This is a genomic window from Bacillus sp. V33-4 (assembly GCF_002860225.1).
In the GTDB taxonomy this organism is placed as follows: domain Bacteria; phylum Bacillota; class Bacilli; order Bacillales; family Cytobacillaceae; genus Bacillus_BJ; species Bacillus_BJ canaveralius.
This window is the reverse complement of record NZ_PGVC01000039.1, coordinates 1-13,540: the sequence shown is the minus strand read 5'-3', so window position 1 is coordinate 13,540 and position 13,540 is coordinate 1. Positions and strand designations below refer to the sequence as shown.

Genomic DNA, 13,540 nt, shown 5'->3' with positions numbered 1-13,540 from the left:
ATGTGAGGAATTTCCATGCTATCAACTGAAACAATTTTATTAGAACAAGAGATTATCAGCAAAGAATTCAACCAAAAGAAATCTCTATGGAAATTAGCGAAAGAAAATAAATATTGGGGCCTGATTTTGGGCCCTTTCGTTTTAAATCAACTCCTGATCGTACCCATCACTGCTTTAATCATTATCCTGATCTCTTTTACCTCAATGGATCACAGCTTAAATTGGGATTTTGTTGGTTGGACCAATTATCAAAAGGTCCTATCTGACCCAAAAATTGGTTTAATTTTCTGGAACACGCTGATTTTCGTATTCATGACTCTGTTTATAAAAATTTTTTTAGGAATGTTTGTGGCAATTACAACTACTTATTTTATAAAAAACTCAAGACGCGGAACTTTCTTTAGAGCCATTTGGTTATTGCCAAAAGTATCACCAGGGGTAGTCGAGGCATTACTTTGGACATGGATATTCAGCCCGACCGATAGTGGGATCTTCAATATGATATTACATAAATTCTACGGCATAGAGCCTGTAGCGTGGCTAACTGAGTATCCTCTATTCATTAATATTATTTTAGCAGGGGTTATGGGTACATCGATTACCACTATCATGTTATCTTCCTCTATTCAGTCAATGAATGAAAACTTATTTAGGGTAGCGAAAGTGGACGGAGCTTCTGATTGGGTCATTATAAAAAGATTAATCCTTCCATATTTAAAGTGGCCACTCACATTTTTAACGCTTTGGCAAGGTTTAGCCCTGATAACATCCTATGAATCGATCTTGTTACTGACGGATGGCGGACCAAACTATCAATCTGAAGTATGGTCATTATATTCCTTTCATACCGCGTTTTCTACGTTAGATTTCGGTTACGGTTCAGCTATTTCGATGTACATGCTTCCTTTAATATTTATAGTAATAATCATTGCCTACAAGCAGTTTGGATTAAAAAAGTTAATGGATAGTGATAAATGATGATGAAACAATTTGTGAACTCAGGTGGATGGACGAATTTATACAATCGAATTTCTGACAGTTGCTTAAAAGCTTTCTGTATTACCGTCCTTACGATCTTTTCATTAGTTCTATTAAGTATCTATTTAGGGATGTTTCTTTTTGCTTTTAGTGATATCAAGGGAGGATTGCCAGCAGGTTTCACCATAAATAACTGGAAATTTTTATTTGAACCTAATTTAGTGGTGGGTACGTTTGCATTTCCCAATGTATGGACCATTTTCTATAACACTTTACTCATCGCACTGGGCAGTATGTTGATCGAAGTTGGAGTGAGTTTATTATCCGGTTATGCTTTATCAAAAGGCCGATTCCCCGGTAAAGATTTGCTAATTCAATCAACATTGTTCACAAGGGCTCTGCCATCCATTACGACACTAATCGCTAGCTTCTATATGTTAAAAACAGTTGGTCTATTAGACACTTTATTCGGCACGATCTTAATTAAAGGATTAGCAGAAGTAGGTCTGTCCACTTGGATTATAAAAGGTTTCTTTGACGAAATCCCAAAAGAAATCGATCGAGCTGCCGAAATCGATGGAACTTCTAATCTTAAAAAGTTTTTTGCGATATATGTTCCGTATATTTGGCCAGGAATTGCCGCCATAACACTTTTTGCCTTTTTAAATGGCTGGGGCGAATATATTCTTGTCTCCACCTTCACGTACGATTCAAGTAAAATAACATTTCCAATTATCTTAAATTCTTTACTGGATATGAATTCTACTGCGTCTGTGAACTATGGTTTTATTATGACTTTAGCAACATTTTACATGATTCCTGCCATGTTACTATATTTGTTCTCACAAAAATATATTTCTAAGATGAAGATTTAGTGGAGGGCTCAATTCATGAAAGTTTCTTTAAAGCAGTTATACAAATATTACGAACCAAAAAAACCAGCTGTCAGAAATATCGAATTAGAAATTCCATCAGGAAAATTGACCACGATACTAGGGCCGTCCGGGTGTGGGAAAACCACAACCATGTTAATGATCGCTGGACTGGAAAAGCCTTCACACGGGGAGATCTTCTTCGATCATACGTGTGTTACAACAGTTCCACCGAAATTCAGAAAAATAGGAATGGTATTTCAAAACTCGGCCCTATATCCGAATATGTCAGTTAAAGACAACATTATGTTTCCATTAAGAAATCAAAAAGTCCCTAAAAACATAGCATTAGAAAGAGTGAAGAGCGTTTTAAGAATGGTAAAACTGGAAGGATTTGAGGAGAGAAAACCGTCTCAACTTTCCGGTGGCCAGCGCCAGCGTGTGGCCATAGCAAGAGCCATAGCTAAAGAGCCTGATTTATTAATACTGGATGAACCTTTATCTGCTCTTGATGCTTCATTACGTATGAAAATGAGAGAGGAAATAAAACAACTTCAACAAAAATTAGGAATTACCACCATCATGGTCACCCATGATCAAGATGAAGCGATGGCTATGTCCGATATGATCGCGGTAATGAAAGATGGAGAGCTGCAACAGTATGATCATCCGTTAGAGATCGTCCATCATCCTACTAATTGGTTTGTCGCCAGCTTTTTAGGAATGCCGATCATGAATAGACTGGACTGCTCCTACAATTTTGCCAATCATTCACTCGTAATCGAAAAGCAAAATACAACCATTAGTCTATCAAGTTATAACGTACCCGAACACAGCTTGAATCAAAAGAAAAATCTGATCTTGGGGTTTAGGCCTCATGACGTAGAAGTGGTTTTTAATAAACCAGATCAGAAGAATTTTCTAAGGGGAATGATCAAACACGTTGAACATACAGGAAGAGAATTTCTGATCACAGTCGTATTAGAAAGTACGTTTGAAGAAGTAAAAATGATTTGTCCAACCGTTCTTGTACCGAGAGTACAAACGGATGTTTGGATAAAAATTATCACAATGCAATTTTTATTTGAACGAGACGGATCACAACAAAATATTTTTCCAAAAAATGAAAAGGATTTGAAGCAGCTTGTGGTGCATAATTTCTGACCTTGATGGTACTTTACTTGATAGCAACCAACGAATCTCTAAAGATGTCATATCGAGAATTCAAAGCTTTGAGAGAGCAGGAGGTAAATTTACTTTTGCAACCGGTCGCTCTCTCGATAGTGTTTTACCTTATATTAATGAAGTTGGGATTAATACTCCTGTCATCCTATACAACGGCGCCATGATTTATGAACCAATGGCCAGTGAGTTTATTTATGCTCGATTTTTAGAGAGTAATGAAATAAACGACATTGTTTCGTTATTTTTAAAGATCAGGAATCAATATAATGTCAGTTTGTTGGCCTTTGATCATGAAGGTGCTTACTTTCTCGAAGAAAGTACTTTCATACATAAACAGTTAATAAAAGATTCGATTACAGCACAGTATACAACCATTGACGAACTGCTTACAAAGCAATTGGTTAAAATCATGCTGATTGGAAATCAAGAAGAAATACATGAATTGAAAATGATTTACTCTATTTTCACACCGATAAACTCTGAACCCGAATTGCTGGAATTCATAGCTAAAGGGGTTAATAAAGGGGTAGCCGTAAAGGTTTTGATGCAGCATCTGGAAATTCCAACGCATAAGCTTGTTGCTGTTGGCGACAATGAGAACGACATTGAAATGATTCAAACAGCAGGATTAGGAATATCTGTAAAAAATGCGATCCCCAATTTAAAAGCCGTTTCACACTATGTCACCCAAAAAACAAATAATGAACAAGCGCTAATTGAAGTAATTGAAAAAATCCAAGCGACTAATTTATTGTCAATTAACGAACATGGAGGAGTAAGATCTTGATTGTTTATTACCGCAATTTAATAACTTCCCAAATTCAGCTCCCAGATATCCTAATCTATGGATCATGATTTCTGACAAATTAGCCGATAATTATAAGCAAGCTCTTACATTTGTCGTTCGTGCCCTTGAAGATACGATCGAAATGGAGGATGACTACGGTTATTTTCACACAGCAGAGGGATGCGACGCCGTTGGAAGGCGAAGAGGACTGCAATTAATCAAGTTAGGTGATAACGGGTATTTGACTCATGATCACTCGATTCATCTTCGTTTCTATACGCATTATTTAAGTCAACAGAAACCTTTTTATATTGAAGATGTAAACTATTATCCGGTTGCTGCCAGTGTTCATTTTGAAGTAGATCGTCCGGCTCACTTGCATCCGTTTGTGGATGAATGTCCCATTTGCGGCTGTACAGGTGAATATGAAAAATATTATCAAGAAGATTATCACAACGAATTCTCCAAGCTCAAAAATGAGTTTCTACATGATCCATTCGGAGTTGAAGCAATCATTTATGGAACCGTCAAAAACAAGCCAGTACCCCTGTTAAATGGCTTACAGACCATAACAGATGATTATGAAATGATGTGTCAAATTGTAAAGCATGAGAATTTAAGAGAGGACATGAACACCGGTACGCTTGGAATTGTTCGCTTTGTCGGGAGGAAGCAATAAGGATTTATATTATGTTCATTTTTATAAACTCTATCAAATATTTCAATTTCTTGCATAACCAGGAGAGCGGTCAAATACCGCGCCAGGCTGTCGAGTTTCTCGACAGCCTTTAATTTTCACAAATTCTCTACCAAATTCTTTGCAAATTTCAATATCATCCTGACTCGGGGTTAATTCAATTTTTAAACCATAAAGGACTACCTCTGCTCCTCTTTCCTCAATTTTTCGATAAGGATATCAACAGCTTCTTCATAATAAGGATATGATGAATTTGAAGATGCCAAGATACGTAATCCAACTCCAATAAAATAAACTTGTTAAAAAAAGCTTAATTCTGGGCTAAGGGTTAGGGGGAATATTTTAGTCAAAATATTATGATTGCCTAGGACAAAAGGCTGTAGAGTACTTTTAAACTCTGTGACAATTTTTTGGGTGAATTTTCCTATTTTTCAATTAAGGCATTGACTATGATAATCATTATCAATTATTCTTAATAAGGTAATTGATAATGAATTTCATTATCATAAGCAACCGATGTGAAAATGCACTCTGTATCCCAGACTGATTTCTTATTAAACAATTTATTTTCATCACGCTTTATTAATGATCTTAATATCAATTACGGTAATTTCCGTTATTAAATAAAAAGGAGTGTCCATAGATGATGACATTCAAAACGGGGAACAAGTATTTAGAATTACAGAATCAAAAAGAATCGAATGCCCGATCCTATCCACGTCATTTCCCGTTGGTTATTGAGAAAGCGGAAGGAATGATGATAATAGATGTAGAAGGGAAAGTATTTTATGATTGTTTAAGCGGTGCAGGAACACTTGCATTAGGACATAATCATCCAGTTGTAATTCAAGCAATAGAAGATGTGCTAAAACGACAAATTCCGTTACATACATTAGACTTAGCAACTCCTTTGAAAATCGAATTTATACAAGAAATACTCTCCATATTACCTTTAGAGTTAAGAGACTCGACTAAAATACAATTTTGTGGGCCAACCGGTGCTGATGGTGTTGAGGCAGCGATTAAATTAGTGAAAAATGCCACTAAAGGTAAGTCCATCTTGGCGTTCCAGGGGGGTTACCACGGATCGACACAAGCTACCATGTCCATGAGTGGTAACTTAAGCAAGAAGCAACATTTGCAAAGTTTATTACCTGATGTTCATTTTCTCCCTTTTCCATATGAATATCGGTGCCCATTTGGTATTGGCGAAGGTAAGACTGCTAAAATTAGCGCGCAATATATCGAAAATTTATTAGATGATTGTGAAAGTGGTATAGCGTCTCCTTGTGGCATGATATTTGAAACAGTACAAGGGGAAGGTGGATCAATCCCAGCTGATATTGAATGGTTAAAAGAAATGAGACGTATTACTGCAGAAAGAGGAATTCCTTTAATTGTAGATGAAGTTCAAACAGGAATTGGGAGAACTGGTGAAATTTTTTCTTTTGAACATGCGGGCATCATTCCAGATGTCATTGTTTGTTCGAAAGCAGTTGGAGGAAGCCTGCCAATGTCGGTTGTTATTTATAAAGAGGAACTGGATCAATGGAATCCAGGGGCGCATATTGGTACTTTCCGCGGCAATCAGTTGGGCATGGCTACAGGGTTGGCAACTTTAAAATATATAAAAGAAAACCATATACTTGAAAATGTAAAAGTACGCAGCAAGCAATTTTTTGAAAGGCTTAACGATTTAAGAGAAAAATATGAAGAGATTGGCGATGTTCGTGGAAGAGGGTTGATGATAGGGGTTGAAATTGTAAATCCCAAAGAACAAAAAGATTGTTTAGGACACTATCCAGAATTTGAGGAGCTGGCTTTAAAAATTCAAGAGAGATGTTTTAAGAATGGCTTGATTATTGAAGTAGGAGGACGCCACTCAGCAGTCATGCGTTTTTTACCTCCATTGACCATTACAGAAAATGAAACCACAGAAGTTTTAAATATTTTTGAGAAATCTGTAGTTGAAGCTATTCAAATGATCAATTAACAATGGTTATTTTAATGAAATTGAAAAAGCATACTGTTTTAATTGCTATCCTTATTGGCTCCTTTTCTTTAGTTTTGACGAATAGCGCGTTTAATATATTATTGCCGAGCTTTGTTCAAATGTATGATATCTCCACTATATATGGTGGATGGATTATTGCACTTTATCTATTGGCAATGACGATCACAATGCCGTTGACTGCTTGTATTGTTGATCGTCTCGGCAGAAAGAAAACATATATTTTGGGAATTGGCTTATACTTTGTGTTTTCAATAATGGGTGGCTTATTTTATCAATATGTACAGATGATATTGTTAGTACGCTTTATGCATGGCATCGCAGCCGGTTTAACGATTCCTTTGTCATTAGTTTTATTATTTGATATTTACAGTAAAGAAATCCGTGGAAAAGTGACTGGTGTATGGGGAATGTTGTTAACCATTGCGCCGGCTATTGGTCCAACGTTTGGAGGTCTCATTATTCAATTTGGAGAGTTAAGACATCTATTTTGGATAAATGTTCCTTTTGCGCTGTTTTCATTAATCTTGTGCTATAGGCAAATCAACCCTGATCCACCTGCGCATAGAAAAACAATCCGCCTTCAAGGAATTGTATTACTGGTTTTAGGCATTGGCGGACTAAGTCTGGGCATTCAGATGTTTTCAAATCAGACGATTCCGGGGTGGGCAACAAGTGTAATGCTTTTTTTAGGCGTCGTTATTTTGATTCGCTTTATTCAAATAGAGAACATACAAAAAGAACCTTTAATTCGTTTCGGGCTCTTACGCAATTCTGTATATGCTGTCTCAGTCATAATGTCAGCAGTCCATGCTTCAGTCATGTTTGGCGTTATCTTTACATTACCATTAATGTTCCAAGAGGTGTTCCATTTATCACCCTCATTAACAGGTGCCCTGTTTATTCCGACAGCCATTTTTACAAGTTTGTTTGTATGGATCGGTGGAAACTTAATTGATTCGGGCAAATCCATGCATTTTATTGTTTATGGCATAGGCCTGATTGCCATTTCAATATTGTTTTTTGCATTTGTCCCCAAAGGAGTGCCATTAATTTTCATTGTCATCCTAATGGCAGTAAGAGGAATGGGTGTTGGTTTATCAAATATGCCCGTCACGACAATTGGGCTTAATTCATTAAAAGATGACGACCTGCACGAAGGATCAGCATTGTCTAATACGATAAAACGTTTAGCATCTTCTTTTTCAGTGATAATATTAACCGTTTATTACGATGCGCGTTGGCAAATGATCATTCAATCTGGAGAAAGCACTCACCATGCAAAATGGATGGCATTAAAAGAAGAATCTCTAGTGTTAGGGATTTTAATGGTATTAACTTTACCGCTGGCTTTATTTTTAAATAGAAGAAAATTAGATGAAGGTGTTAAAAATGTCAGTTAAAAAACGGGTTGAAAGTCGGAATCAAGCAAACTTTCATACATGTAAGACATTATTAAATTGTTTTATTAGAGAGTTTTGCAGTGAAAATTCAAACTCCTTTTCGGTCAGTAAAAATAAAAATGCTTATTCTATATATTTCCCAACTAGTGACGTAACCATATCAGGAACTCTTTCATTTTATTCTGCAATAGGTGAACATGAATTTGCTAGTTTTTATGTAAACAAAGAAAGAAAACTTGATTATTCTTATTTAGTTCAATTGATCGTTAAAGAAATAAAAGATAAGCATCCTGAAATAACGGCTGAACGTTCTATTGATTTTTCAAATAAAGTTGATAATAGCTTTCAAAAATTAGCTTTATTTTTAGAGTATTCGGTTGAACAACATAAATGGGATTATTTAACGTCAGAACAATCGCTCTTATATGGGCATCCGTTCCATCCCTTTCCCAAAAATACATTAGGATTTACAAAAGATGAAGTTAAAAAGTATTGTCCAGAACTCCGTACTTCTTTTCAGCTGTGTTATTTAGCTGTTAGAAATGATATTTACCAGGAAGAATGGGTGTCGGAAGAAAGAAGGATTGATCTGCATAAAAGTGTTAAAGAGCATGCACAACAAGTTCTTAAAGACAAAATGGTTTCCTATGCAATTTTACCCATTCACCCTTGGCAATACGAGCATGTAAAAACAGTAAAAGAAGTAGAGGACTATATAAATCAAGAGAAAATAATCCCGCTTGGCAGCTTAGGCCCTGTGGCATATCCGACATCTTCTGTCCGTACGGTATATATTCCTGAAATGACCTGCAACCTCAAGCTTTCGCTAAACATTCAAATAACAAATATGATGAGAACCAATAATAAAGAACAAATGCGCAGAACATTGGATGCGACCAGGTACATATTACAGAGAAGCTGTTTCCAGGAAGAATCGAATACAAAAATCTCTTATGAGGTAGGAGTATGTACGTGCAAGTTTGCAAATGAAGACGTCACAAAATTATTTACTATTGTCTATCGCCCAATTGAATTCGATGTAGAGACAACTTTTGTTCTTTCCAGTTTAATTGAAACTCCGGTTAAGCGTAATCATTCCCGGCTATACTCACTGACTGGAAGTCAAAAAATAGAACACTGGTTCAAACGATATTTGGAAATTTCATTATTGCCTATTGTCCGTTTAGCAGAAGAGAAAGGCATTCATTTTGAAGCGCATTTACAAAACTCCTTACTAACGATAAAGAATGGCATGCCGGAAACATTTATTATTAGAGATTTAGAAGGTGTAAGTGTAAATATAGAAAAGGTTGAAGATGATGTTGATACGACAGGCCCCCTATTCTATAAACAAGAAGAAGCTTGGGCACGCACATCATATTATTTTGTTGTTAATCATTTAGGATCTTTCATACATGCAATTGCCAAAGATGCAAATGTGGAAGAAGAACATTTTTGGGGAATTGTTCGTGATGTTCTTCTGCAAGAATATGAAAAAAATGCGAACGAATTTATTCTTCATTTGCTAACAACTGAGACGTTTGCTGCTAAAAAAAATATGATAAGTTGTCTTTTTAGGAAAAGTGAGGCACCATCCTATATTCCGGTGAACAATATAATGAAGAAATTGGGGAGTGAAACCTATGGCAACGCTAAGTTACTCGTATAAAGACAAGGCATTATTGATTGATGAAGTAAAAGAGAGGATTATGCGCCAAACGTTGGAGGCATTATTCTTTGAAGATATTATCAAAGCAACCAAAACTGGAACAGATTGGTTTTTTAACGGAAAAAGTGCTAAAGGAGATATCATCCATTATTCGTGTAAAGCAGATGTAAAATGGTCATTCGGTCGAATTAAAATCGAAAAAAAATCAATTAAAAGAGAAGGGGAGGAATTTACCAATTTATATCTATTTCTTGAAGAGATTATACAAAATAACGTAACAGGTTCATATACTTCTCAGTTTATTCATGAGTTATTGGAAACATTAGTAAAGGATCACCAGTCAAAGCAGTTCCAAGTAGACCAAATACCGGAACAGGACAAATATTATGAAGTGTTGGAAAGTCATATGGTGGATGGCCACCCTTATCATCCAAGCTATAAATCAAGAATCGGCTTTTCTTTAGCAGATAACTTTGATTATGGACCAGAGTTCAATCAGGAAGTTTCTATATACTGGGTTGCAGTAAATGAGCAGCTAATTGATGTCAATACTCTGAAAAAGATGTCATTTGAAGAAATAATTAAACATCATGTGACAAATGAAGATAAATATAGGTTTTTACAGGTGCTTAAGGAAAAAGGCTGCGAAGAAAAGAATTATGTTTTTTTGCCAGCACATCCCTGGCAACTAGAAAACAAAATTCTATCTCTCTTCGTTCAACAATTGATTGATAAAGATATTGTGATTCTAGGAACAGCAAATAGTACTTATAGAGTACAGCAATCTATCCGTTCTTTATCACATCGTGAAAATGCAGAAGCACCATATATAAAATTTCCGTTAAGTATAACAAATACTTCAACCAGTCGTATTCTAGCCCATCACACAACTCAGAATGCCCCGTTAATAAGTGATTGGCTAAATAAAATTATTCAAGATGACTCGTTATTAAAAAAAGAAAAATTTCAGATTTTAAGAGAAGTAATGGGAATATCTTTTCGGTACGATAAGCTAAATCCAATTCAATATGATATGACTTATGGAACGCTCGGAGCCATTTTCAGAGAAAATGTTTCGACATATCTTGAAGATAATGAGGAAGCGTGGCCGCTAAATGCTCTATCACATACTCAAAAAAACGGAGAGCCATTTATTAAAGCTGCGATTGAACAATATGGGGTTGAAGCTTGGAGTGAAGCGCTTATTAAAGTTGTAACGTTTCCAATCATACATTTATTATTTGCTCATGGGATCGCGCTGGAATCCCATGCTCAAAATATTATTTTAGTCGTTGAAAACAATTTCCCGAAAAGAATGATTATTAAAGATTTGCATGATGGAGTTCGGTATACTCCTGATCAACTCTTAAAGCCGGATTGGGAGCCAAAATTAAATCCAGAGCCGGAAAGTCACAGGAAATTCAATCGATATTCGTTTATTCAGGCCAAAGATGCAGCAGAAGTTAGAGACTATACATATGATGCATTTTTCTTTATCTGCATGACAGAAATTTGTTTCACATTTGAAAAATTCGGATTGAGTGAGATAGATTTTTGGAGTAGATGTGTAAAAACGATAGCAGCGTATCAACATGATCATCCTGAATTTAAAGAACGGTTTGAGATGTTTAATTTATTTTCTGAAGCTGCATTGATCGAAGAGATGACCAAGCGGCGTATTTACGGCGACGGCCAGTTGTATTTCCGCAAAACAAAAAATCCTTTGCTGTTGGCGTGGAGTGAAATGAATGGAAAAAAATAAGCTTAAAGAAAAAATTAAAAAAAATGAACCTGTTTTTGGAATGTTTGTATCTATACCACATCCGATCATGGTTGAACTAATTGGTCATGCTGAATTTGACTTTGTCATTATTGATTATGAACATACATCAACGAATATGGAAACGATTGAAGATATGGTCCGTGCTGCCGAGTTGGTGGGGATTACGCCGCTTGTCCGTATTTCAAAAGTTGACAGGATCGAAATTTTGAAAGTGCTCGATTGTGGCGCTCAAGGCATTGTCATACCAAATGTTACGCAAAAGGAACAAGTAGAAAATGCAATTAACTATGCTTTCTATCATCCAATTGGCATGAGAAGTCTTAACAGTGGCAGGCCAGGAGTATTCGCAAAGTATTCTTTAAGAGATTATATCGCCAAGGCAAATAAAGAGATGATGATCGTTCCAATGATCGAAAGCTTGCTAGGTGTTAATGAAAGTGAATCGATTTTATCTCTGCCACAAATTAGTTTCGTTCTGGAAGGAGCAGCGGACCTTTCTCAATCACTTGCTGTGCCGTGGGAGACAGATCATCCAGAAGTGCAAAAAAATTTAGAGAAATTATATGAAGTATCAAAGCAATGTAACATACCTTACTCAATTGTCTCCAGACATCCAAAGAATCATAAGAAGTGGGTGGAAAATGGGGTACATATTTTTGTGTTGGGGGATGAGAGAGGTACAGCATTTCGGGCATATATGCAAAAATTGAAAGAATATCGAAGTTTAATTGGAGGTCAGTATGGATCCTGATATAAAAAAAATGATAAATGAGGTGCATAATCAAACGATAGACCCAATATGTGCTTATATATATGACTTGGAAGGGATTCAAAACCATGTAAGTAATATGTTAAGCACGTTGCCCAAGCAGACTAATTTATTTTATGCCATTAAAGCGAATCCTGATAAGAGAATTATACAGGCATTATTGCCGTTAGTGAAGGGGTTTGAAGTTGCATCGATAGGTGAGTTGAGCAAAGTAAGAGAGGTTTCCAAAACGGTACCTGTTTTATTCGGGGGGCCTGGCAAAAAAGATTATGAACTTGAAAGGGCAATTAGCGAAAATGTTTCATATCTGCATGTAGAAAGTCTTTTGGAACTGAAAAAATTAATCGTGCTGGCGAAAAAAAGCAATAAGCATATTCAAGTCTTATTACGGATTAATTTAAGAACAAATTCATTGCCCAAAACAAACATATCAATGGGAGGCCGGCCAAGTCAGTTTGGAATAGATGAAGAGTTAATTGGAGAAGCGTTATCCATTTTAAGAGAGAAAGAAAATACGCACGTTCATTTCAGGGGTTTTCACTTCCATTCTTTATCAAATAACCTAAGAACAAAATTACACGTAGAAATGATTCATCATTATATTCAAAAAGTGGAACAATGGAAACACCAATATGGATTAGATGTGAAAGTTATTAACGCTGGAGGAGGTTTTGGGGTCTCTTATAATGAGACACCTGGATTTGACTGGCAGCTCTTTACCTCCTTATTGGCCCAAAGTGAAGCATTACAAAACCTGGGTGATACGCAATTGTTCTTTGAACCGGGTAGATTTATCGTTGCCGACTATGGTTATTATATTGCGGAAGTAGTAGATATAAAAATGTCAGCTGGCCAGTGCTTCGCTGTAATAAGGGGCGGAACCCATCATAATAGATTGCCTGCATCCTGGGGGCATAATCATCCGTTTTCCGTAATACATCTTGAAAGGTGGTCTTATCCTTTTCAAAGACCGGAAACCAAAAGTTCGAACGTAACGATCGTTGGCGAGTTGTGCACACCTAAGGATCGGCTCTATGAAAATGCCGAGGTGGAAAGTTTACGGGTTGGAGATGCCATCCTATTTAAGAAATCAGGTGCATATTGCTGGACTATTTCTCACCATGACTTTTTAGGTCATCCTCACCCTGAATTTTATTACATAACAGAAGGGAACCGTTATGGAAAAAACAATAACTCAATTACAAAGTGTTACTGCTGAGCAAATAATAACGCAAGATTTAATGAATGCATTTATTGCAGAGCAATTTTTTTATATCGATAAACATACCACAAAAATGCTTTCAGATGTACCAAATGTTATTCAAGGTTTGAGTCAAGCATTTGTTGGCGGAATTTATTTCCACCTAAAACGTGTAAGCGGATTCA

12 protein-coding genes and 1 pseudogene are annotated in these 13,540 nt (G+C 36.2%); 12 read left to right on the top strand and 1 reads right to left on the bottom strand.

Translation table 11 applies throughout. The annotated features are described in order from the left end of the window. The first annotated feature begins 15 nt into the window (after positions 1 to 15). The 5 genes from CVD23_RS14700 (at position 16) to CVD23_RS14680 (ending at position 4,501) form a co-directional block, all read left to right on the top strand. The gene (locus tag CVD23_RS14700) at positions 16 to 978 is read left to right on the top strand and encodes a carbohydrate ABC transporter permease (RefSeq protein ID WP_101577734.1); all 963 of its coding nucleotides are present in this window, start codon (positions 16 to 18) and stop codon (positions 976 to 978) included. Then, entirely contained in the window at positions 975 to 1,853 is an 879-nt protein-coding gene (locus tag CVD23_RS14695; protein ID WP_101577735.1) for a carbohydrate ABC transporter permease, read from the top strand. The genes CVD23_RS14700 and CVD23_RS14695 overlap by 4 nt, the downstream gene beginning before the upstream one ends. A 15-nt stretch (positions 1,854 to 1,868) precedes the next feature. Then, positions 1,869 to 3,014 carry an ABC transporter ATP-binding protein gene (locus CVD23_RS14690; protein ID WP_101666441.1) on the top strand — a complete coding sequence of 382 codons (1,146 nt, stop codon included), beginning with the start codon at positions 1,869 to 1,871 and terminating at the stop codon, positions 3,012 to 3,014. After that, a complete protein-coding gene (locus CVD23_RS14685) occupies positions 2,995 to 3,822 on the top strand; it encodes a Cof-type HAD-IIB family hydrolase (RefSeq protein WP_101666440.1) in 828 nt (275 codons plus the stop codon). The genes CVD23_RS14690 and CVD23_RS14685 overlap by 20 nt, the downstream gene beginning before the upstream one ends. A gap of 64 nt (positions 3,823 to 3,886) precedes the next feature. Further along, positions 3,887 to 4,501, top strand: a complete 615-nt coding sequence (locus CVD23_RS14680; protein ID WP_101666439.1) for a hypothetical protein — start codon at positions 3,887 to 3,889, stop codon at positions 4,499 to 4,501. A gap of 114 nt (positions 4,502 to 4,615) precedes the next feature. Here CVD23_RS14680 and CVD23_RS22570 read toward each other — a convergent pair. Further along, positions 4,616 to 4,773, bottom strand: a pseudogene (locus tag CVD23_RS22570) (flavodoxin); the annotation flags it as partial. A gap of 392 nt (positions 4,774 to 5,165) precedes the next feature. Between CVD23_RS22570 and CVD23_RS14675 the strand changes: the two are divergent. The 7 genes from CVD23_RS14675 to CVD23_RS14645 all read left to right on the top strand — a co-directional run. Further along, positions 5,166 to 6,512, top strand: coding sequence for a diaminobutyrate--2-oxoglutarate transaminase (locus CVD23_RS14675; RefSeq protein WP_101577946.1), 1,347 nt, complete (start codon positions 5,166 to 5,168; stop codon positions 6,510 to 6,512). 2 nt (positions 6,513 to 6,514) lie between these two features. Then, positions 6,515 to 7,933 carry an MFS transporter gene (locus CVD23_RS14670; RefSeq protein WP_101666438.1) on the top strand — a complete coding sequence of 473 codons (1,419 nt, stop codon included), beginning with the start codon at positions 6,515 to 6,517 and terminating at the stop codon, positions 7,931 to 7,933. Next, on the top strand, positions 7,908 to 9,602 hold the full coding sequence (locus CVD23_RS14665) for an IucA/IucC family protein (protein WP_257988516.1): 1,695 nt from the start codon (positions 7,908 to 7,910) through the stop codon (positions 9,600 to 9,602). Before CVD23_RS14670 ends, CVD23_RS14665 begins: the two co-directional genes overlap by 26 nt. Next, entirely contained in the window at positions 9,577 to 11,364 is a 1,788-nt protein-coding gene (locus tag CVD23_RS14660) for an IucA/IucC family protein (protein WP_101666437.1), read from the top strand. Before CVD23_RS14665 ends, CVD23_RS14660 begins: the two co-directional genes overlap by 26 nt. Continuing rightward, on the top strand, positions 11,351 to 12,136 hold the full coding sequence (locus CVD23_RS14655) for an HpcH/HpaI aldolase family protein (RefSeq protein WP_101666436.1): 786 nt from the start codon (positions 11,351 to 11,353) through the stop codon (positions 12,134 to 12,136). Before CVD23_RS14660 ends, CVD23_RS14655 begins: the two co-directional genes overlap by 14 nt. Then, positions 12,126 to 13,373, top strand: coding sequence for a type III PLP-dependent enzyme (locus CVD23_RS14650; RefSeq protein WP_101666435.1), 1,248 nt, complete (start codon positions 12,126 to 12,128; stop codon positions 13,371 to 13,373). The genes CVD23_RS14655 and CVD23_RS14650 overlap by 11 nt, the downstream gene beginning before the upstream one ends. After that, a partial coding sequence (locus tag CVD23_RS14645; RefSeq protein WP_142382905.1) for a hypothetical protein occupies positions 13,333 to 13,540 on the top strand: 208 nt, incomplete at its 3' end. The genes CVD23_RS14650 and CVD23_RS14645, both read left to right, overlap by 41 nt.